The 20,475-nt window shown below is 46.3% G+C and carries 19 protein-coding genes and 1 riboswitch; of the genes, 11 read left to right on the forward strand and 8 right to left on the reverse strand.

Annotation, left to right across the window (positions count from 1 at the left end; translation table 11 throughout):
* A complete protein-coding gene (locus tag DWZ47_RS24935; protein WP_004296804.1) occupies positions 1 to 894 on the reverse strand; it encodes a 1,4-dihydroxy-2-naphthoate polyprenyltransferase in 894 nt (297 codons plus the stop codon).
* Between the two features lie 88 nt (positions 895 to 982).
* On the opposite strand from DWZ47_RS24935, the gene DWZ47_RS24940 reads away from it, so the two are divergent.
* Positions 983 to 2,044 (forward strand): metallophosphoesterase, encoded by a 1,062-nt coding sequence (locus tag DWZ47_RS24940; RefSeq protein WP_004306886.1) that lies wholly within the window; start codon positions 983 to 985, stop codon positions 2,042 to 2,044.
* On the opposite strand, the gene nadD is transcribed toward DWZ47_RS24940, so the two are convergent.
* From nadD to DWZ47_RS24955, 3 genes are read right to left on the reverse strand one after another with little or no spacing between them, the layout of a single operon-like run.
* Positions 2,019 to 2,606: a nicotinate (nicotinamide) nucleotide adenylyltransferase gene (gene nadD, locus DWZ47_RS24945; RefSeq protein WP_115484351.1), complete on the reverse strand. Its 588-nt coding sequence runs from the start codon at positions 2,604 to 2,606 to the stop codon at positions 2,019 to 2,021. The genes DWZ47_RS24940 and nadD overlap by 26 nt on opposite strands.
* Positions 2,603 to 3,169, reverse strand: coding sequence for a guanylate kinase (gene gmk / locus DWZ47_RS24950; RefSeq protein WP_004306884.1), 567 nt, complete (start codon positions 3,167 to 3,169; stop codon positions 2,603 to 2,605). The genes nadD and gmk overlap by 4 nt, the downstream gene beginning before the upstream one ends.
* Before the next feature lie 43 nt (positions 3,170 to 3,212).
* Positions 3,213 to 4,094: a YicC/YloC family endoribonuclease gene (locus tag DWZ47_RS24955; RefSeq protein WP_004296799.1), complete on the reverse strand. Its 882-nt coding sequence runs from the start codon at positions 4,092 to 4,094 to the stop codon at positions 3,213 to 3,215.
* Positions 4,095 to 4,183: 89 nt separating this feature from the next.
* On the opposite strand from DWZ47_RS24955, the gene tsaB reads away from it, so the two are divergent.
* The 7 genes from tsaB (at position 4,184) to rseP (ending at position 10,999) form a co-directional block, all read left to right on the forward strand.
* Positions 4,184 to 4,873, forward strand: coding sequence for a tRNA (adenosine(37)-N6)-threonylcarbamoyltransferase complex dimerization subunit type 1 TsaB (gene tsaB, locus DWZ47_RS24960; RefSeq protein ID WP_004306883.1), 690 nt, complete (start codon positions 4,184 to 4,186; stop codon positions 4,871 to 4,873).
* A 36-nt stretch (positions 4,874 to 4,909) separates the two neighbouring features.
* On the forward strand, positions 4,910 to 5,521 hold the full coding sequence (locus DWZ47_RS24965) for a DUF4290 domain-containing protein (RefSeq protein WP_004296797.1): 612 nt from the start codon (positions 4,910 to 4,912) through the stop codon (positions 5,519 to 5,521).
* A 29-nt stretch (positions 5,522 to 5,550) separates the two neighbouring features.
* A complete protein-coding gene (gene murA, locus DWZ47_RS24970; RefSeq protein WP_004296796.1) occupies positions 5,551 to 6,855 on the forward strand; it encodes a UDP-N-acetylglucosamine 1-carboxyvinyltransferase in 1,305 nt (434 codons plus the stop codon).
* Positions 6,852 to 7,394 carry a ribosome maturation factor RimM gene (gene rimM / locus DWZ47_RS24975; RefSeq protein ID WP_032845262.1) on the forward strand — a complete coding sequence of 181 codons (543 nt, stop codon included), beginning with the start codon at positions 6,852 to 6,854 and terminating at the stop codon, positions 7,392 to 7,394. Before murA ends, rimM begins: the two co-directional genes overlap by 4 nt.
* A 75-nt stretch (positions 7,395 to 7,469) precedes the next feature.
* On the forward strand, positions 7,470 to 8,330 hold the full coding sequence (locus DWZ47_RS24980; RefSeq protein WP_004296794.1) for a M23 family metallopeptidase: 861 nt from the start codon (positions 7,470 to 7,472) through the stop codon (positions 8,328 to 8,330).
* A gap of 14 nt (positions 8,331 to 8,344) precedes the next feature.
* On the forward strand, positions 8,345 to 9,514 hold the full coding sequence (locus DWZ47_RS24985) for a 1-deoxy-D-xylulose-5-phosphate reductoisomerase (protein ID WP_004296793.1): 1,170 nt from the start codon (positions 8,345 to 8,347) through the stop codon (positions 9,512 to 9,514).
* Positions 9,515 to 9,643: 129 nt separating this feature from the next.
* On the forward strand, positions 9,644 to 10,999 hold the full coding sequence (rseP, locus tag DWZ47_RS24990) for an RIP metalloprotease RseP (RefSeq protein WP_004296792.1): 1,356 nt from the start codon (positions 9,644 to 9,646) through the stop codon (positions 10,997 to 10,999).
* A gap of 110 nt (positions 11,000 to 11,109) precedes the next feature.
* Here rseP and DWZ47_RS24995 read toward each other — a convergent pair whose 3' ends face one another.
* On the reverse strand, positions 11,110 to 11,991 hold the full coding sequence (locus DWZ47_RS24995; protein ID WP_008998748.1) for a hypothetical protein: 882 nt from the start codon (positions 11,989 to 11,991) through the stop codon (positions 11,110 to 11,112).
* Positions 11,992 to 12,178: 187 nt separating this feature from the next.
* Here DWZ47_RS24995 and DWZ47_RS25000 point away from each other — a divergent pair, with 187 nt between their 5' ends.
* From DWZ47_RS25000 to DWZ47_RS25010, 3 genes are all read left to right on the forward strand, one after another.
* On the forward strand, positions 12,179 to 13,516 hold the full coding sequence (locus DWZ47_RS25000) for a DUF5690 family protein (RefSeq protein ID WP_004296790.1): 1,338 nt from the start codon (positions 12,179 to 12,181) through the stop codon (positions 13,514 to 13,516).
* A 37-nt stretch (positions 13,517 to 13,553) separates the two neighbouring features.
* Positions 13,554 to 14,339 carry a phosphonoacetaldehyde hydrolase gene (gene phnX / locus DWZ47_RS25005; protein ID WP_004306877.1) on the forward strand — a complete coding sequence of 262 codons (786 nt, stop codon included), beginning with the start codon at positions 13,554 to 13,556 and terminating at the stop codon, positions 14,337 to 14,339.
* Positions 14,340 to 14,413: 74 nt separating this feature from the next.
* The gene (locus DWZ47_RS25010) at positions 14,414 to 15,502 is read left to right on the forward strand and encodes a 2-aminoethylphosphonate--pyruvate transaminase (protein ID WP_004306876.1); all 1,089 of its coding nucleotides are present in this window, start codon (positions 14,414 to 14,416) and stop codon (positions 15,500 to 15,502) included.
* A gap of 101 nt (positions 15,503 to 15,603) precedes the next feature.
* Here DWZ47_RS25010 and DWZ47_RS25015 read toward each other — a convergent pair whose 3' ends face one another.
* From DWZ47_RS25015 to DWZ47_RS25025, 3 genes are all read right to left on the reverse strand, one after another.
* Positions 15,604 to 17,007 carry an MFS transporter gene (locus DWZ47_RS25015; RefSeq protein ID WP_117515035.1) on the reverse strand — a complete coding sequence of 468 codons (1,404 nt, stop codon included), beginning with the start codon at positions 17,005 to 17,007 and terminating at the stop codon, positions 15,604 to 15,606.
* Positions 17,008 to 17,212: 205 nt separating this feature from the next.
* The gene (gene nrdG / locus DWZ47_RS25020; protein ID WP_004296782.1) at positions 17,213 to 17,671 is read right to left on the reverse strand and encodes an anaerobic ribonucleoside-triphosphate reductase activating protein; all 459 of its coding nucleotides are present in this window, start codon (positions 17,669 to 17,671) and stop codon (positions 17,213 to 17,215) included.
* Positions 17,672 to 17,673: 2 nt separating this feature from the next.
* On the reverse strand, positions 17,674 to 20,067 hold the full coding sequence (locus DWZ47_RS25025) for an anaerobic ribonucleoside triphosphate reductase (RefSeq protein ID WP_004296781.1): 2,394 nt from the start codon (positions 20,065 to 20,067) through the stop codon (positions 17,674 to 17,676).
* Between the two features lie 39 nt (positions 20,068 to 20,106).
* A riboswitch (cobalamin riboswitch) is annotated at positions 20,107 to 20,301 on the reverse strand.
* Positions 20,302 to 20,475 lie beyond the last annotated feature (174 nt).

Consider the following 20,475-nt stretch of genomic DNA (forward strand, 5'->3'; position numbering starts at 1 on the left):
TCAATTTATCAACATTCCTATTGCAATAAGAATACCCATAAGCAGCATATTACGCGAAGTCTCGCCTAATATGCTGTTTAATTTTTTACCGCTGTATATTTTCACCATCCGTTTCCAGGTAAGGAAATGAGGGATCAGATAAAGTTGCGGAAGAAAAGCGGCGTAGAAATGACCTTCACGAAGGAAACACAAGCAGAGAAGAGAAGCGGTAATCCCCAGCATCAAATAAAAATAGCGACCGAATTTCTCGCCGAAACGAACGATCACTGTCCTTTTTCCACTGCGTGCATCCGCTTCGCGGTCACGATAATTATTGACTACCAACAATGTATCAATAAGCAGTCCGCAGATTAAAGAGGCGATAGTGACATCCGGTGTCCAAGTTAGCGCCTGTACGTAATATGTTCCGCCTACGGGTACAAAGCCGAAAAAGACAATCACCAATACATCGCCCCAACCGTTGTAAGAAAGAGGATAAGGACCGGTGGTATAAAGAAAGGCAAATAACACACAAAGCACTCCTACGATAATCAATTCCCACCCGGCAAAGAAGAGCAACGTACAGCCGATAAGGCAGGCAAGAGCAACCGTAATAATAATCCCGGTTTTCATCGCTTGCGGAGAAATCCATCCTTGCGCACAAGCACGTTCGGGGCCTAACCGGTCTTCCCGGTCTGTTCCTTTGAGGAAGTCGAAAAGGTCATTGATGAAATTAGCGGCAATTTGCATCAGACTTGCAAACAGACAGCAGATCAGTGCAGGCAACCAGTGAAAACGTCCGTCCATTGCAGCAAGAGCAGTACCTATCATAACCGGAGTTATAGCCCCTGTCAGCGTTTTGGGACGTGCAGCTAATATCCATGCTTGTAGCGAGTTACGCTTTACTTCTTCCATACTTTAATATATTATAAATAGTTTTGACGGACAAAGATACATGATTTTTCGTATCTTTGCACCCCGAAAAACTTCAAACTAAGAGAAGATGAAGAAAATAAAAACAATCTACCCTGTTATCCTGTTGACATTGCTTTTGCTGGTTTCCTGTAAGTCGAAAAAGAATATGGTGGCTACCTTGCCACGCCCTGTTTTAAATTCAGATTCTATTTATCCGGATACGGCTAATGCCATAGCCGGGTTATTCTCCCCCGACCACTCGCAACTCAAAGAGCTGAATGTTTCCAAAAACAAAAAGCAGAATACAAAGGAAAAGACTTCTACCGATACACACGAATCGTCGGATCTGGTACTGCGGGGAACAAAAATCACTTCTTCCAGCGTAGATGTATCTTCTGTCTATACCGGAGTGGACCGTGTAGTAAAATATGACTTTACACACCGCGATGTTCCCGAAGCCTTTGAAGGTTTCCGTATCGCTTTCATTTCCGACTTACACTACAAAAGTCTGCTGAAAGAAAAAGGCCTGAACGACCTTGTCCGCCTACTGATTGCTCAAAAGGCTGATGTGCTTCTAATGGGTGGTGACTATCAGGAAGGTTGTGAATATGTGGAACCTTTGTTTTCCGCACTGGCACGCGTAAAAACACCGATGGGAACTTATGGGGTAATGGGCAATAACGACTACGAACGTTGCCACGACGATATTGTGAATACAATGAAACATTACGGCATGCGTCCGTTAGAACATGAAGTAGATACGCTTCGTAAAGACGGGCAGCAGATCATTATCGCTGGAGTGCGCAATCCTTTTGATCTGGGGCGCAACGGAGTATCGCCTACTCTGGCACTCTCTCCCAAAGATTTTGTCATCTTACTGGTTCATACTCCGGATTACATCGAAGATGTTTCAGTAGCTAACACCGACCTTGCCCTGGCAGGACACACCCACGGCGGACAAGTCCGTGTATTCGGAGTTGCCCCGGCACTTAACTCACACTATGGCAATCGTTTCATCACCGGACTGGCATATAATTCTGCAAAAATACCTTTGATTATAACAAACGGAATAGGAACCTCCAAATTACCAATCCGTGTCGGCGCTCCGGCGGAAATCATCGTTATTACTCTTCATCGATTAACGGAGTAAACTGGATAGCCTCCCAAGCCTTTGGATGCACAAAGTATCGAACATCTTTCCCTGCATCCAATGCTTCTCGAATAAAAGTAGAACTGATTTCAAATACAGGAGAATGAACAAGACGCACCGTTTCCGGCAATTCCTCCTCTTTGACGGGAAAGCCGGGACGGGGGTAAATAAGAATCTGATTCTCTTTAATGATACGTTCGGACTGATACCAATATCCAAAACGTTCCCAATTATCGGAACCGATAATGAAATAAAACTCGCGATCGGGAAATGTCTCGCGCAGTTTCTCCAACGTATATACGCTATATGAGGGGCGAGGCAAATGAAACTCAAAATCTGAAGCCTGAAAACGAGGATAGTCACTGATGCTCAACTTTACCAGTTCGAGACGTAATTCATCATTCCATAACTTCTCCTGTGCTTTCAAAGGATTCTGCGGACTCACCATAAACCAGATTTCATCCAATCCTTCATACTCACAAAGGTAGTTGGCTAGAGCAAGATGTCCGATGTGAATCGGATTGAATGATCCGCTGAAGATTCCGGTTTTCTGCTTATTCATTGTTCCAAAAACTCTTTGATAACTTTCAAAGCTTCCGCTTTAGCAGTTTCCAAATTGTCATTGACAATCACACAATCGAATTGCGGAGCAAAACCCAATTCATATTCCGCCTTAGCGATGCGACTTTCAATCACTTCCGGCGCATCCGTTCCACGTCCTTCCAACCGGCAGCGTAATTCTTCCACCGAAGGCGGCTGGATAAACACCGACAACGCACGATCGCCATAAAACTTCTTGATATTGCATCCGCCAACCACATCTACGTCAAACACCACATTCTGACCCGCTTCCAATTGCTTTTCTACCTGCGCTTTCAGCGTTCCGTAATAACGGTCCTTATACACCTCCTCATACTCCAGAAATTCGTTGTTCTCAATGCGTTGGCGAAATTCTTCCGGCGTAAGGAAGAAATATTCAACCCCATGCTGCTCCGTTCCACGCGGAGGACGGCTGGTAGCAGAAATAGAAAACGCTAAATTCAAGTTCTGCGTCAGCAGATAATTGATTATAGTAGATTTGCCCGAACCCGACGGAGCAGAGAAAATAATTAGCTTACCGGTCATAAGTTTAATGAAGAATTAAGAATTAAAAATGATAGATACTGTTTTACATCACGTTCAGCACCTGTTCCTTAATCTGTTCCAGTTCATCCTTCATCTGAACTACGATCTTCTGCATTTCAGCATGATTGGACTTGCTGCCTAACGTATTGATCTCCCGACCCATTTCCTGGGCGATAAAACCAAGCTTCTTACCCTGTCCGCTACCACTTTCCATCGTGCTGATGAAATATTTCAGATGGTTGCTAAGACGTTGTTTTTCCTCGTTGACATCCAGTTTTTCGATGTAGTAAATCAGTTCCTGTTCCAGACGATTCTTGTCGTAGTCTACGCTTAACGTCTTTTCGAGAGCATCAGTGATGCGTTCCTTCACTTTCTCTACACGTTCTTTCTCGTAAGGAGTAATCTGTTCGAGCAAACTGTTGATGTTGGCAATCTTCTCACGGAATTTCTTTTCCAATGCAGCCCCCTCCTGTTTGCGGAAATCGACCAAATGACTGATGGCTTCAAGTATGGTAGCATGCACCATGCTCCATTCCTCTTCCGTCAGTTCCTGAATTTCCGTTTTCGTCATCACGTCCGGCATGCGGAGTAATAGTTGGAGCCAGTCTTCCGGTGCGGGACAAGGAATCCCCAGTTCGCGGCTTATCGAATCCAACTGGCTATAATAACTTTTCAGTACATCCTTATTGATGGGAGCAGCATCCGCACCCTCCTTCTTCTCTATCCACAGGCTGAAGTCAGCTTTTCCACGTTCCAGAACTTTAGAAATCTCATTACGGATTTCAATCTCTTTTTCACGATACGCCGGAGCGATGCGAGTGGACAAATCCATTGCCTTGCTGTTGAGCGACTTGATTTCTACATTTATTTTTTTATCAGGAAGTTCGGCCGTAGCTTTACCGTATCCTGTCATAGACTGTATCATAACCTTAAAGTTTTGTGCAAAAGTACACGAATATTTTAAGAATTGGAAATAATCATGTAAATTTGCGACAATTTAATAAGCTGATTTTTATGTCGTGTATACTGAATATTGAAACCTCTACCTCTGTTTGCTCGGTAGCGGCCAGTCAAGACGGACAGACGATTTTTGTGAAAGAAGACTTGAAAGGCCCTTCACACGCCGTGTCTTTAGGAGTTTTTGTAGATGAAGCATTGTCGTTCATAGACAGTCATGCCATCCCTTTGGATGCCGTTGCAGTGAGTTGCGGACCGGGTTCGTACACCGGACTCCGAATCGGGGTTTCTATGGCGAAAGGAATTTGTTACGGGCGCAATATCCCCTTGATCGGTATCCCGACGCTGGAAGTATTGAGTGTTCCGGTGCTGTTGTATCACGACTTGCCCGAAAACGCTTTGCTTTGTCCGATGATCGACGCCCGCCGCATGGAAGTATATGCAGCCGTCTATGACCGTCGTCTACAAGTGAAACGTACAGTTGCCGCCGACATCGTAGATGAGAACTCTTACCTGGAGTTCCTGAACGAACAACCGGTTTATTTCTTTGGAAACGGAGCCGACAAATGCCGCGAACAGATCACGCATCCGAACGCACATTTTATCGACAATATCCATCCGTTGGCTAAAATGATGTTCCCACTGGCAGAAAAAGCAGTGGCCGATGAAGACTATAAAGACGTGGCTTACTTCGAACCTTTCTACCTGAAAGAATTCGTTGCCTCCATGCCGAAAAAGCTTCTTTAATTTTTTAATTTTTAATTCTCAATTTTAATTTAACAAATGCAATACAATACTCAACAGAAAAGAATGCCGCTTCCCGAATACGGACGTAGCATCCAGAACATGGTAGATTATGCGTTGACCATTCAGGATCGTGCAGAACGTCAGCGTTGTGCCAACACCATCATCAACATTATGGGAAATATGTTCCCCCATTTGCGTGATGTACCCGATTTCAAGCACAAGCTTTGGGACCACCTGGCTATCATGTCCGGTTTTGAGCTGGATATTGACTATCCGTATGAAATCATCCGCAAGGACAATCTGGTGACCCGCCCGGACCATATCCCCTACTCCACTGCCCGTATGCGTTACCGTCACTACGGACATACGCTGGAAGTACTGATAAAAAAAGCGATCGAATTCCCTGAAGGAAACGAAAAGAGAAACCTGATTGCCCTTATCTGCAACCACATGAAAAAAGATTACTTGGCATGGAACAAAGATACAGTGGACGACAAAAAGATTGCCGAAGACCTATACGAACTGTCCAACGGGGAACTCCAAATGACCGACGATATCGTCCGGCTGATGGCAGAACGCCTGAATCAGAACTACCGTCCGAAGACGAACTATACCAACAATCGTCAAAACAATAAAAGAAGATACTAAACACTTTATACTTAATACTAAAAAAATTAATGGCTTCATTTGTAATCGAAGGAGGACATCGGCTTAGCGGAGAAATCCACCCGCAAGGAGCTAAAAACGAAGTTTTGCAGATAATCTGTGCCACGTTGCTGACCGCAGAGGAAGTGACGGTGAACAATATACCTGACATTCTTGATGTCAACAACCTGATTCAGCTCTTGCGGGAGATGGGAGTGACGGTTGCAAAGAAAGGCATTGATTCTTATAGTTTTAAAGCAGAAAATGTAGACCTGGCTTATTTGGAAAGCGATGAATTCCTAAAGAAATGTTCCAGTCTGCGAGGCTCTGTGATGCTTATAGGTCCCATGGTGGCACGTTTCGGCAAGGCATTGATTTCCAAGCCGGGAGGAGATAAAATCGGTCGCCGCCGTCTGGACACTCACTTTGTAGGTATTCAGAATTTAGGGGCCGACTTCCGCTACGACGAAGAGCGGGGTATCTACGAAATAACGGCCGACAGACTTCAGGGAAGCTATATGCTACTGGACGAAGCATCTGTCACCGGAACAGCCAACATCGTCATGGCAGCCGTACTTGCCAAAGGTACGACCACCATTTACAATGCCGCCTGCGAACCCTACGTGCAACAACTCTGCCGGTTACTCAACCGGATGGGAGCCAAAATCAGCGGTATCGCATCCAACCTGCTCACCATCGAAGGCGTGGAAGAACTGCACGGCACGCAACACACCGTACTGCCCGACATGATTGAAGTGGGCAGCTTCATCGGCATGGCGGCAATGACGAAAAGCGAAATTACCATCAAGAATGTTTCTTACGAAAATCTTGGAATCATCCCCGAGAGCTTCCGCCGTCTGGGCATCAAGCTCGAACAAAGAGGAGACGATATTTACGTTCCCGCACAGGAAACATACCAGATAGAATCATTTATCGACGGCTCCATCATGACGATAGCCGACGCCACTTGGCCGGGACTGACTCCCGACTTGCTAAGTGTGATGCTCGTTGTAGCCACACAAGCCAAAGGCAGCGTACTGATCCATCAGAAAATGTTCGAAAGCCGCCTGTTCTTTGTGGACAAGCTGATCGACATGGGTGCACAGATCATTCTCTGCGACCCTCACCGCGCCGTAGTCATCGGACACAACCACGGCTTCAAGCTGCGCGGCGCCCGCCTGACTTCACCGGATATACGTGCCGGTATCGCCCTTCTGATTGCCGCCATGAGCGCCGAAGGCACCAGTACCATTAGTAACATCGAACAGATAGACCGTGGTTATCAGAACATCGAAGGACGTCTGAACGCTATCGGAGCCAGAATCACCCGGATATGATAAAGAAAGAAGAAGTATACAAGATAGGATTATTCAATAAACCGCACGGCATCCACGGCGAATTGCAATTTACCTTCACGGACGATATTTTCGACCGTGTGGACTGTGATTACCTGATATGCCTGCTCGATGGCATTTTCGTGCCTTTCTTCATCGAAGAATACCGCTTCCGTTCAGACTCCACCGCCTTGGTGAAACTGGAAGGAGTCGACAGTGCCGAACGTGCCCGAATGTTCACCAACATTGAAGTCTACTTCCCCGTGAAACACGCCGAAGAAGCGGAAGACGGCGAACTGTCCTGGAACTTCTTCATCGGTTTCCAAATGGAAGACATCCATCACGGACTTCTGGGAGAAGTCATAGATGTAGATACCACTACGGTAAACACCCTTTTCGTGGTTGAAAGAGCGGAAGAAGAGGAACTGCTCGTTCCCGCCCAGGAGGAATTTATCGTAGGAATAGACCAGAAACAGAAACTCATCACGGTGGAACTTCCCGAAGGGTTGCTCAATCTGGAGGAATTGGAAGATGACCGGTGAGAACGAATCAAACGATGAGCCGCTCATCCACTGAAAATAGTAAATAGTAAATAGTAAAAACAGTAAATACCCGAGATGCCAAAGAGAAGACGAAGTAAAGCTTTCTGGAAAAATTTCAAGTTCAAGTATAAACTAACGATCGTTAATGAAAATACACTTGAAGAAATTGTCGGACTTCGCGTATCCAAGCTCAATGGACTTTCCGTATTACTTTGCGTGCTGGCGGTACTTTTCCTGATCGCTTCCTGCATCATCACCTTCACCCCGCTACGCAACTACCTCCCCGGATACATGAACAGTGAAGTCCGTACACAAATCGTGGACAATGCCCTGCGTGTAGACTCTTTACAACAAGTGCTCAACAAGCAGAATCTTTACATCATGAACATTCAGGATATCTTCAGTGGAAAAGTATCCATCGACAGCGTGCAGACACTCGATTCACTGACCACTGCCCGCGAAGACACACTGATGGAACGTACCAAACGGGAAGAAGAATTCCGCCGTCAGTATGAAGAGAATGAAAAATATAACCTGACCTCCATCACTTCCCAACCGGACGTGACCGGACTCATTTTATACCGTCCGACACGAGGTATGGTGTCCGACCACTTCAATGCCGAGAAGAAACATTACGGCACCGACATCGCCGCCAATCCCAACGAAAGCGTATTGGCAACCATGGACGGAACCGTCATCCTAAGCACATACACCGCCGAGACAGGTTATCTGATTGGCGTACAACATAACCAGGATTTAATTTCAATCTATAAACACTGCGGCTCCCTCCTGAAAAAGGAAGGTGAACGCGTGAAAGGAGGGGAAGCCATCGCTCTGGTAGGAAACAGCGGCACACTTAGTACAGGGCCGCACCTCCATTTCGAACTTTGGTATAAAGGTCATCCGGTGAATCCCGAAAAATACATCGTATTTTAAGTGATAATAGAAAAATGAATATAGAGACTAACAAAAAGAAAAAACAAATAGCTATCCTAGGCTCAACAGGCTCCATCGGGACGCAGGCTCTGCAAGTCATCGAAGAACATCCCGACCTGTACGAAGCCTATGCGCTGACAGCCAACAACCGCGTGGAACTACTGATTGCCCAGGCACGGAAGTTCCAGCCGGAAGTGGTAGTGATAGCCAACGAAGAAAAGTATTCCGAACTGAAAGAAGCATTGAGCGACCTGCCTATCAAAGTGTACGCAGGCACAGACGCTATCTGTCAGATTGTAGAAGCAGGCCCCATCGACATGGTGTTGACAGCCATGGTCGGTTATGCCGGACTAAAACCAACCATCAACGCCATCCGCGCCAAGAAAGCGATTGCGTTGGCCAATAAAGAAACATTGGTAGTAGCGGGCGAACTGATTAATCAGTTGGCACAACAATATCGCACTCCGATTCTGCCGGTAGACTCTGAACACTCTGCTGTTTTTCAGTGTTTAGCGGGAGAAGTGGGTAACCCGATCGAGAAAGTGATATTGACAGCCTCCGGAGGTCCGTTCCGCACTTGCACCTTGGAACAGCTGAAATCCGTCACAAAGACGCAAGCCTTGAAACATCCCAACTGGGAAATGGGAGCAAAAATCACAATCGACTCCGCTTCCATGATGAATAAAGGTTTTGAGGTGATCGAAGCCAAATGGTTGTTCGGTGTTCAGCCCAGCCAGATCGAAGTGGTGGTGCATCCGCAATCAGTCATCCACTCGATGGTGCAGTTTGAAGACGGAGCTGTCAAGGCACAACTTGGGATGCCAGATATGCGCCTGCCCATCCAGTACGCATTCTCCTACCCCGACCGTATCAGCTCTTCTTTCGACAGACTCGATTTCTCCCAATGCACGAATCTGACGTTTGAGCAACCCGATACGAAACGGTTCCGCAACCTGGCACTCGCCTACGAAGCGATGTACCGCGGAGGGAATATGCCCTGTATCGTCAATGCTGCCAATGAAGTAGTGGTAGCCTCTTTCCTGAAAGACGGCATCAGCTTCCTCGGCATGAGCGACGTAATAGAGAAAACAATGGAACGGGTTGCCTTCATCGCCAATCCGACATACGACGATTATGTAGCTACGGATGCGGAAGCAAGGAAAATAGCAGCCAGTCTGATATGATCCGCTTCATCCCATTGATGAACAAAGAAAATAAAGAAATTGATTAGTATTAATATAAATTGAAAATAGCCTTTATATCCTCTCTTCGGTAGAGAATTAGTTGAAGGCTTTAAACTGTAAATAGACTATATGGAAACATTTTTGATTCGTGCCCTGCAATTGATTATGAGCTTATCCTTGCTCGTTATCGTTCATGAAGGCGGGCATTTTCTTTTTGCCCGTTTGTTTAAGGTGCGTGTAGAAAAATTCTGCTTATTTTTTGACCCTTGGTTCACCCTTTTTAAGTTCAAACCCAAGAAAAGTGACACAGAGTATGCAGTAGGCTGGTTGCCATTGGGCGGTTATGTCAAAATAGCCGGCATGATTGATGAGTCGATGGATACCGAACAGATGAAACAACCCGAACAACCGTGGGAGTTCCGTTCCAAGCCGGCGTGGCAACGTCTGCTGATAATGGTGGGTGGCGTACTGTTCAACTTCCTGTTGGCACTGTTCATCTACTCCATGATTCTTTTTGCATGGGGCGACCAATATATAAAGGTACAGGAAGCCCCTCTTGGTATGGAATTCAACGAGACTGCCAAAGCGGTAGGTTTCCAGGACGGTGATATCCTCCTTTCTGCCGACGGTGTTCCTTTCGAACGTTATGACGGCGACATGTTGAGCCAGATTGCCGATGCACGCGAAGTAAGCGTCATCCGTAACGGGGCAAAAGCCTCCGTCTATATCCCGGAAGACCTGATGCAACGCCTCTTGGCAGACAGTGTCCGCTTCGCCTCCTACCGTTTCCCGTACGTTATAGACAGCGTAATGGTGAACTCTCCTGCCGCACAAGCAGGAATCCAGGCAGGTGACAGCATCATCGCCCTGAACGGAACACCGATCTCTTTCTCCGACTTCAAAGAAGCGATGGCAGAACGTAAGAAAAACGAAGCAACCCTGCTCAAAGACAGCATAGATCCACGTCTAATCACGCTGACTTATGTGCGTAACGGTGCAACAGACACGCTAAGTATGCGTGTAGACTCCGCCTACCTGATGGGTGTAACCGCCTGTCTCGTCACAGACCGTCTGCTCCCTATGGTAAAAAAAGAATATGCTTTCTTTGAATCCTTCCCCGCAGGTGTCTCCCTCGGTGTGAAAACCCTGAAAGGCTATGTAGGAAACATGAAATACCTCTTCTCGAAAGAAGGAGCCAAACAGTTGGGCGGCTTCGGAACGATCGGCAGCATCTTCCCCGCTACCTGGGACTGGCACCAGTTCTGGTATATGACAGCCTTCCTTTCCATCATCCTGGCTTTCATGAACATCCTCCCTATCCCCGCATTAGACGGTGGCCACGTGCTCTTCCTCTTCTACGAGATGATAGCCCGCCGCAAACCGAGCGACAAGTTTATGGAATACGCCCAGATGACCGGTATGATTCTGCTCTTCGGTCTGTTGATATGGGCTAACTTCAATGATATTTTGCGATTCTTCTTCTAGCGAATATAACAATAGAAAGATAGAGAAAACATATAAAAAGAATCATCCCGGATGAAAAAGGTTTTAAAAACCAATTTTCATCCGGGATCTTTTTTTATTGTTGTTTGTCTTTAAATCTTCAACATCTTCTTCTCTCTCTCCAAATCCGTCTCATCCAACTTAGGTGAAGGCACCGTGCACGTTTTGATATAATCTCCCTCCTGACACGTATAATTATAGTACACCTCCAATTCCGGAGTCAATTCCGCCCGCGGAACCAGACACCCTTCCATCTCCAGAAACTGATTAACATCCGTACTATCCGACTGTTTCACCAATACAATACGACGCGCAATCGGATTATGATTGTAGTCCAGACAGAGATAAAGCCCTTTCAGCATATTCGGAAACTCATAATGCGGAAGTTGCAGGTAAATAGTCACCAGCGCAAACTGTGGCAAATCCCTTTCGTTGAACATCAGGTAAGAGTTCTGATGATTACTGATAATCCCGCTCCCCCAATGCACCGACTTATACGCATTAATCATCCCCACCTTCACATACTCATTATTCTCGGAAGCACAAATCATGTACGGCTCGATCTTCAAGCTATCCGTAGAAGACGACAAACTGTAACTAAGATACATACCGCTATAATTATACACCTCCTGCACAGACTCCTTCGCCTCTTTCCCCAGCAACTTGATAAAAGAGTTGCCATTCTCCGCCTCGCTCTGCACGTCCGGTTCCATCTCCTGAAGCAACAGCCTCACCGATCCCACATTATTTAATAAGCGTTTCTTGGAAACATTATTCACCAGTGCCAAAGCTTCATCCAGCGCCTCGTCCGGTGTGCGTGTTTTCAATAAATCGATATAAGCGGGAAGCACACTCGAATACAAAGCAGACAACACACTCGGAGCCATATCCACCCGGTCGGCAATTTCTTTCATCTTCACCCCGTTGTTGCGCAGGTACTCTATTCTTTTATAAATATCCGTAAGTTCGTCCATGATTTTTCGGTTTGTTAATTGATTCCGTTGCAAAGGAATGACTAAGGTATTATGTTTGTATTGCATGAATATTACATTAATATTTCAGTACACTTAAAGGCTCATATATACAATATGATTCATTGAAATTCATTTTTTCGTTCGCTCCGACACCCTACTTTTGCACCGGAAACAAAAAAATAGCATTATGAATTTCAAAGAAAAACTGTCGCCTTCGGCCCAAAAGAAACTTTCCGATTTACTCTTTATCCTTTATGCGGGAGGAGCGGCACTGCTATCCTATTCATTAGTCTACGCACTACGCAAACCGTTCACCGCCGCCACGTTCGACGGCATGGAACTATTTGGTATGGACTATAAGATAGCCACCAGCATCATCCAGATATTCGGATATATGGTATCCAAGTTTATCGGGATCAAACTTATTTCCGAACTGAAGAGAGAAGGCCGCCTGAAATTCATTCTTGTTTCTATTTTAGTGGCCGAACTCTCTTTGGTTCTTTTCGGATGCCTGCCCCGCCCGTTCAATGTGTTGGCGTTGTTCTTCAACGGACTGTCGCTTGGCTGTATGTGGGGAGTCATCTTCAGCTTCCTCGAAGGACGCCGGGTGACGGATCTGCTCGCTTCCCTTTTCGGACTCAGTATCGCAGTCAGTAGCGGCACAGCCAAATCCATCGGACTTTTCGTTGTCGACACCCTGCACGTCAGTGAGTTCTGGATGCCTGCACTGATCGGTGCGGTAGCATTGCCCTTGCTGGCAGGACTGGGCTATATCCTCGATCACCTGCCCAAACCGACTGCCGAAGACAAAGCACTGCGTGTGGAACGTGTCACTCTCAACAAACAACAACGCTGGAACCTGTTCCGCAGCTTTGCTCCCATATTGACACTGCTTTTCTTCGCCAACCTCTTTCTCACCGTTTTGCAAGATGTCAAGGAAGACTTTCTGGTGAAAATCATAGACGTCAATGCCGCCGGACTTTCCCCGTGGGTATTCGCCAAAGTGGACGGTGTAGTCACACTGATTATCCTGGCCATTTTCGCCACCTTGGCAGTGATGAAAAGCCACATCAAAGTACTTTCCGTTCTATTGACCCTTGTCATTGCGGGAGCAATCACACTTAGCACTGTGGCATTCAACTACCATACCCTGCAACTTTCTCCGCTCGTGTGGTTATTTATCCAGAGCCTCTGCCTCTATTTTTCCTACTTGAGCTTTCAAACCATTTTCTTCGACCGCTTCATCGCCTGTTTCCGCATCAAGGGAAATGTAGGTTTCTTCATAGCGATGGTCGATTCCATCGGCTACACAGGCACAGTGGTGGTATTGGTAGTGAAAGAATGTTTCAACCCGGATTTGAATTGGCTGGAGTTCTACAATACGATGGCAGGGACAGTAGGAATCGTCTGCACCTTTGCGTTCACCTTAGCAATGATTTATCTGACACAAAAATACAGAAAAGGGAAACAGGGTGAAATACGCGGGAACGAATCCTGCCCCGTCCCCTCCCTCGCTTCTTATTAATTTCCGACGAATAAACCAATATTATATAGAAACAAGAATGAAAAAGATTGAATGTATTATTATGGACTGGGCTGGTACAGCCGTTGACTATGGATGTTTTGCCCCCGTGGCTGCTTTTATCGAAGCATTTGCCGAAAAAGGACTGGTAATCGATGTTGTACAGACCCGCAAACCAATGGGACTACCCAAAATTCAACACATCCGCGAACTACTTTCCATGCCTGACGTGAACGAACAGTTTACCGCCCGTTACCAACGCGCCTGGACGGAAGAAGACGTGGTAGAACTAAACCGCCTTTTCGAGAAGCATCTCTTCGCCTCTCTCGAAAACTACACAGACCCTATTCCGGGAGTAATCCCAACTTTGGAAAAATTGCGTGCCGCAGGTATTAAAATAGGATCGACCACCGGCTATACCCGCGAAATGATGGATGTAGTTCTCCCCGCCGCACAGGCAAAAGGATACCACGTGGATTATTGCGCCACTCCCAACCTGCTTCCCGCCGGACGTCCCGCTCCTTACATGATTTTTGAGAACCTGACGAAATTAGCAGTCCCCAGCCTCGACGCCGTTATAAAAGTGGGTGATACGATTGCCGATATTCTCGAAGGAGTGAACGCGAAAGTGTATAGTGTAGGCGTGATTCTCGGCAGCAATGAAATGGCACTTACCGAAGCAGAAACAAAATCAATGCCTGCCTCCGAACTCGAAGCCCGCATCGCCGATGTCAAAGAGCGCATGCTTGCCGCAGGAGCTTCTTACGTGATACGCACTATCGAAGAACTTCCCGCACTGATTGAAACGATCAACGCCGGCAACTAACATTCAAGCCCGCACCCAACAATCAGAAAAGAAACAAAATCATTTATTTATTCATTTCTAAAGAAAACATCATTATGAAACCATATTTGTTATTAACTCCGGGACCTCTAACCACCTCTGAAACAGTAAAAGAAGCCATGATGACCGACTGGTGTACATGGGACGAAGACTACAACCTCGGCATTGTTCAGGAACTCCGCAAAGACCTGGTTAACATCGCCACTAAAAAACCGGAAGAATACACTTCCATCCTTTTACAGGGAAGCGGAACCTATTGCGTGGAGGCCGTTTTAGGCGCCACCATCACCCCGAAAGACAAACTCCTGATTTGTAGCAACGGAGCCTATGGCGACCGTATGGGCAACATTGCAGAATATTACCATCTCGACTACGACATGCTGGCTTTTGAAGAAACAGAGCAGGTATCAGTTGAATATGTAGACGATTATCTTAGCAATAACTCCGATATCACACATGTCGCTTTCGTTCATTGCGAAACAACGACCGGTATCCTGAATCCGATCAAAGAACTGTCCCACATCGTCAAGATGCATGGTAAAAAGCTGATTGTAGACTGTATGAGCAGCTTCGGAGGTATCCCCTTAGATGTAAACGAACTCGGTATCGACTTCCTAATCAGCAGTTCCAACAAGTGTATTCAGGGTGTACCGGGATTCGGATTCATCATCGCCCGCCGTTCGGAATTAAAATATTGCAAAGGAGTGGCACGCTCTCTTTCCCTGGACATCTACGACCAATGGGAAACAATGGAAAAAGGACACGGAAAATGGCGCTTCACTTCACCGACACACGTTGTCCGTGCTTTCAAACAAGCCCTGACCGAATTGATTGAAGAAGGAGGCGTAGAAGCACGTTACCAACGCTACTGCGAAAATCACCGTATTTTGGTGGAAGGTATGCGTGCACTCGGATTCAAAACATTACTCGAAGATGACATCCAGTCGCCTATCATCACTTCTTTCCTTTATCCGCATGAAGGATTCGACTTCAAAACATTCTACTATGCACTGAAAAATAAAGGATTCGTGATTTACCCGGGAAAGATTTCAAAAGCAGATACCTTCCGTATCGGAAACATCGGTGATGTGCATCCGGAAGACTTCCGCCGTCTGGTAGAAGTCATACGGGAAACGAAATACTAGAAAGTCAAATCTTTCAAGTTCATCTTGAATGATTACTTACTAATATGTTGTATGATGTTCCTGTGAAGTTCTGAAAGACTTAATCCTCTTTCAGGACTTCATTATTTTCTTTTCAGGGTGGAAGGCTGTGATAGCCTCAAGCTACTGACGATAGCTGCCACAACGGCAAACCCACTCCCCACCATCAGGCAAACAGCCGTGCTCCGGCTATGAGTGACAAAGCTGAAAAGCAAGGCAACCAATGTTGTTCCGGTGGTCTGTCCCAACAGGCGGGCCATTCCCAGCATCCCACTGGCCCCTCCCGAACGCTGCGTAGGAGCGGAAGAGATAATTGTACTGTTGTTTGGCGTCTGAAACAATCCGAAGCCTGCACCGCATAACATCAAACGCAGGATAATACTTATATCAGATGATTCGGCAGTCAGACTGGAAAGCGAGAAAAGCCCGATGGCAAACAAAACCATCCCGATACTTCCCAGTATACCGGGGTGAATACGCTCCACGAGATACCCTGCCAATGGAGCCGTGACCAGCGTAGCCAACGGCCACGGAGTAAGCAAAAGTCCGGTCATCACCTCACTGTGTCCTAAAGTGTTCTGCAGGAAAAAAGGCAGGGAAACCATTGCCGACATTTGAGCGATAAAGGAACAAATGGAAGTCAGGATGGATAACCGGAAAATCGGAATCCGCAACAGGTCGAGCGGCAATAGAGGAGTAGTCTGTGTGAGTTGCCGGCGCACATAGTACGTGCCTACCACTGCCAATACAACCAGTTGGATGAAAAGGAAACCCATTTCCTCGTGATGGGCGAATCCGTCCAGCGTATATATAAGCAGGCCGAAGGTAACCGCATTCGCTATGGCGCTGATATAATCGAATTTGCGTTTCGAGCGTTCCTCCTGCCTTGGCAGATGTTTGATGCCGAGAAACAATGCGGTAAGTCCTAACGGAACATTAATAGCAAATAACCAGTGCCAGCTGGCAATAGAAAGAATACCGCTCGCCACAGAAGGCCCGGCGGCAGCCGATATGGCAACGACCATCGCATTAATCCCCATTCCCCGCCCAATCTGGCTCTTCGGATAGATATAACGTAGCTGTGCCGTATTCACGCTGGTGATGGCAGAGGCACTGAACCCCTGAAAAATACGGGCGACGGTTAGCGTCCAAAACGAATCGGACAAGGCACAGATCAATGAAGTGATGCAAAACAGGCCGATACCCGAAAGAAAGACTTTCCGGTAACCGATGATTTCACCCAAAGCGGAAAAAGACAGTAGCGATATGACGATGGCCAGCTGATAGCCGTTGATAATCCAGGTGGTTACAGCGGGAGAAGTCCCAAAATCATGCGAAAGCGTGGGTAGTACGATATTGACGATGTTAATATCCAATACCGACATACAAAGAGCGAATCCAACGGACACCACCGCCCAAATACGCTTAGGCATCGGCAATCCGTCGGTTTCCTCTATTTTTTGAGTTGAATTTATCGATTGTACCATAAAAACTTATTCTTGTAAGTAGTCATTCTTTTTTCACCATAAAGCAACGCAGGGATGCAAACACAAACACCACCGACTACAAAAAAAGCACCGCGTTACTCCGTGATGAAAAATGATTCACTTGGTTTCGTAAAGGTAAACAAAACAATGGTACAGGTGTTTTTGTTTCCTTTGAAAAATAAGTTTTTTTAGTGGAGAAAAGTCGTTACTTCAACTTCAAGATCCGTTGATTACTGCTTCCCCTGAACTCCAGATACGGAGAGAAAAGAGCCTGCTCGAAGCGTCCGTCCACCAACACATCTATATAATCAAGAGCAGCACTCAAGCGGGGCTGTGCCTTGATTTCTTCGTAGCTATATCCTGTATAGCACCACACATTCATCCCCGTCTCCTCTTTCACCCGTTTCAGTAAAAGCAGAAACTCCTCCGGATGGAAGAACGGATCACCACCGGAAAAAGTAACACCGTCCAGCAAAGGATTTGCCTTGATTTCACGGATGATGGACTGTATTTTTTCTTCCGTCAACTCTTCCCCCGCCCTCGGATTCCAGCTCTCCGGGTTGTGGCAACCAGGACAGTGATGGGAACATCCGGCAAGATAAATAGAGTACCGGATGCCTTCACCATCGACAATCGTTTCAGGATAAGTTCCTAATAAATTCACTTCTACAGGTGTTTTACGCGGTCTTGTTCTTCTGCCCGTTTAGCAGAGTTCCAGGAACTCAAATCGCCTGTCAGGTAACCGGTTATACGGCGCATACGAAGGATGCTTTCACTCTGGCACACCGGACATTTATCGAAGATAACCCCTTTGTAACCACAGTTATGGCAAGTATCTACCGGGTGATTGATAGAGCCGTAGCCAATCCCCTCGTCGTGCATCACTTTCACAATCTTGGCGATGGCACGTACATTCTTCTGTGCTTCACCGTCCAGTTCTACATACGTGATATGTCCGCCGCGCGTAATGGCGTGGAACGGAGCTTCACGCTTGATTTTCTCAACGATGCTGATCGGTTCTTTCACGTCTACGTGAAAAGAGTTGACATAATAGTCGCGGTCTGTCACTCCGGGGATTTTTCCATATTTCCGACGATCCATTTTAGTGAAACGTCCCGAAAGTCCTTCGGCAGGAGTAGCCAGAACGGAGTAGTTCAGGTTATATTTCTCTTTATATTCGTTTACCACTTTATTCATTTCCATCACCGCTTCATACAGCGTGTCCCATGCTTTCTGGTTGTGGCCGTGACCTTGTCCGTAGAGAGCCACCATCGCGTTGTGTCCGCCGATAAATCCGATACCCAGCGTACCGCTGCGCAATGCATCACCCACCTGTTCATTCGGGTTCAGCTCACCGCCGCCTTTCCACACATTATTTCCCATCATGAACGGGAACTGACGTGCCAGGGCCGTACGCTGATACTGATAACGCTCGTAAAGCTGATCGGCTACAAGCACGGACATTTGGTGTACGGATTCGATGAAAATTTCTTTTGCCTTCTGTTCAATGGCATCCTTGTTGCGTTCATCCTCTATCAGGTTTTCCGCCTTGATGCGGGCTTCAATCGCCAGTCTCGGCATATTCAGCGTAGTGAATGAAAGATTGCCACGACCTAAAGAAGATTTTTCTCCTGCCACGTTTTCAAAGACACGGGTGCGACAACCCATCGTCGCCAATTCGTAGATGTAACGTTTCGGATCGTCCGCTCTCCATTTCTCGTTCTGATTGAAAGGTGCGTCAAGGAACATGAAGTTCGGGAACAATGCTTTCGCCGTAGTCTGGCAAGCCTTCAACAGCAAGTCGAAGTTGGGAGCCTCGTAACGGTCGGTCATTGCCTCTTCGATATTTTCCGCTTTCATTGCTTTCTCAAAGTCTTTTTCCGAGTAAGAAACTCCGTCTTTCACCTTGAAAATCTGGATCGGGAATACAGGCACCTCACCTCTTGTACCCAATCCTTCAATGGTAGCTTTCAGCAATTCTTCGATCACCATGCGGCCTTCGGCAGAAGTGTCCGTACCGTAGTTGATGGAGCTGAATACCACCTGATTACCGCCACGTGAATGCATCGTGTTCAGGTTGTGGATAAATCCTTCCATGGCCTGATGGGTATCTTTGCGAGTCTGCTGATAAGCTTTCTCAACGATACGGGCAAGGTGTTCCTTATCTATAATAATCTGTAAAGCCACCAAAGCAATGCGCAATGTTTCGCGTTCGGCTTCAGTAGTCTTGATAGACGGAAGATATTCTTTAATCAATGTGCGGATGGATTTCTCATCGGCCTGATTTCCGTTTTCCATGGCGACATAGAAATTGATGAACGATGCCAGATGCTTGCGGAAAGATTTGGCCACACCTTTTGCCATGAAGAAATCGAAAGCAGGAATTGCCTGTCCGCCATGCTGCTCATTCTGATTCGTCTGGAAAATAATAGTAGCCAACGTAGCATAACTCTGGATGCTTTGCGGGGTACGGATACTACCGTTCTTGGTGCGAAAACCACGTTCAAAGAGGTCATCCATATCATATTGGATACAGGTCGTCGTCTTTGTCGGATAATAATCCAAGTCGTGAATGTGAATATCTCCCAACTGGTGCGCTTCGGCAAAACGTTTCGGCAACAGGTATTTATACGTATAATCTTTGGTTACTTCGGAAGCGAACGTCATCATCTGTCCGGCAGGCGTGTGACTGCTCATGTTGGCATTGCTCAAGTTGACATCGTTCTTGTCGATAGCAACGATGCCGTCCATCACTTGCTTCATCTGGGTTTTCTTATCGCGCTCCGTATTCCGCCATTCGCGATAAATAATATATTTCTTCGCTACTTCCGGGCGTACTTTCATCAACGACTTTTCTACTAAATCCTGAATCTCTTCTACGGTAATAGTAGGAGTAGTAAACTGACTGATTACGTTCATAGTGATGTCAGCCACCAACTGCTGCTCATCCTGAATACCTGTTGCACTGAATGCTTTACTAATTGCATTCTTGATCTTACTGATAGAGAAATCTTCTCTCTTACCATCACGTTTGATGATACAAATTTCCGCGTAGTTCATAACTTTAACTCCCGAAAGTTTAAATTTAAAATATTGATAACTAAAAGAAAAAGTTCCGGCAGGTCTTCTGACTTATCCCTCCCTCGCAACACCTTCCCACACCGACATCGATGCAGTGGCTTATTGTGCGGATTCTTAGAGAATTACAGCAGCGGGTACTGTCGCCGATTTACACAGCGTTCCCTCATTGACTAAACCTCTTTTAGCTCCGAAACCGGATACAAAGATAGAAGATAATCTAATAGCTTGGTTAGCTTTTAACATTAAATTTCGGGAAACATTTCTTTCTCGCTGATACAGAAAGTTTTCCAAAACGGAAAACTTTTTTCTGATTTTAACGTGGATAATATTCCAATTGGTTCTTCGTCAAATTTGGTGGTACTTCTTCTATTGTGAATAAATAATCTT

The organism is Bacteroides sp. AF32-8BH (assembly GCF_003435205.1).
Taxonomy (GTDB): domain Bacteria; phylum Bacteroidota; class Bacteroidia; order Bacteroidales; family Bacteroidaceae; genus Bacteroides; species Bacteroides ovatus.

Coding starts and splice junctions, on each gene's coding strand:
- DWZ47_RS24965 (WP_004296797.1), top strand. CDS start 4,910: ATGCAATACAATACTCAACAGAAAAGAATGCCGCTTCCCGAATACGGA.
- DWZ47_RS25010 (WP_004306876.1), top strand. CDS start 14,414: ATGAAACCATATTTGTTATTAACTCCGGGACCTCTAACCACCTCTGAA.
- DWZ47_RS24985 (WP_004296793.1), top strand. CDS start 8,345: ATGAATATAGAGACTAACAAAAAGAAAAAACAAATAGCTATCCTAGGC.
- DWZ47_RS24955 (WP_004296799.1), bottom strand. CDS start 4,094: ATGATACAGTCTATGACAGGATACGGTAAAGCTACGGCCGAACTTCCT.
- gmk (WP_004306884.1), bottom strand. CDS start 3,169: ATGACCGGTAAGCTAATTATTTTCTCTGCTCCGTCGGGTTCGGGCAAA.
- rseP (WP_004296792.1), top strand. CDS start 9,644: ATGGAAACATTTTTGATTCGTGCCCTGCAATTGATTATGAGCTTATCC.
- rimM (WP_032845262.1), top strand. CDS start 6,852: ATGATAAAGAAAGAAGAAGTATACAAGATAGGATTATTCAATAAACCG.
- phnX (WP_004306877.1), top strand. CDS start 13,554: ATGAAAAAGATTGAATGTATTATTATGGACTGGGCTGGTACAGCCGTT.
- DWZ47_RS24935 (WP_004296804.1), bottom strand. CDS start 894: ATGGAAGAAGTAAAGCGTAACTCGCTACAAGCATGGATATTAGCTGCA.
- murA (WP_004296796.1), top strand. CDS start 5,551: ATGGCTTCATTTGTAATCGAAGGAGGACATCGGCTTAGCGGAGAAATC.
- DWZ47_RS24940 (WP_004306886.1), top strand. CDS start 983: ATGAAGAAAATAAAAACAATCTACCCTGTTATCCTGTTGACATTGCTT.
- nadD (WP_115484351.1), bottom strand. CDS start 2,606: ATGAATAAGCAGAAAACCGGAATCTTCAGCGGATCATTCAATCCGATT.
- DWZ47_RS24980 (WP_004296794.1), top strand. CDS start 7,470: ATGCCAAAGAGAAGACGAAGTAAAGCTTTCTGGAAAAATTTCAAGTTC.
- DWZ47_RS24995 (WP_008998748.1), bottom strand. CDS start 11,991: ATGGACGAACTTACGGATATTTATAAAAGAATAGAGTACCTGCGCAAC.
- DWZ47_RS25000 (WP_004296790.1), top strand. CDS start 12,179: ATGAATTTCAAAGAAAAACTGTCGCCTTCGGCCCAAAAGAAACTTTCC.
- DWZ47_RS25015 (WP_117515035.1), bottom strand. CDS start 17,007: ATGGTACAATCGATAAATTCAACTCAAAAAATAGAGGAAACCGACGGA.
- tsaB (WP_004306883.1), top strand. CDS start 4,184: ATGTCGTGTATACTGAATATTGAAACCTCTACCTCTGTTTGCTCGGTA.
- DWZ47_RS25025 (WP_004296781.1), bottom strand. CDS start 20,067: ATGAACTACGCGGAAATTTGTATCATCAAACGTGATGGTAAGAGAGAA.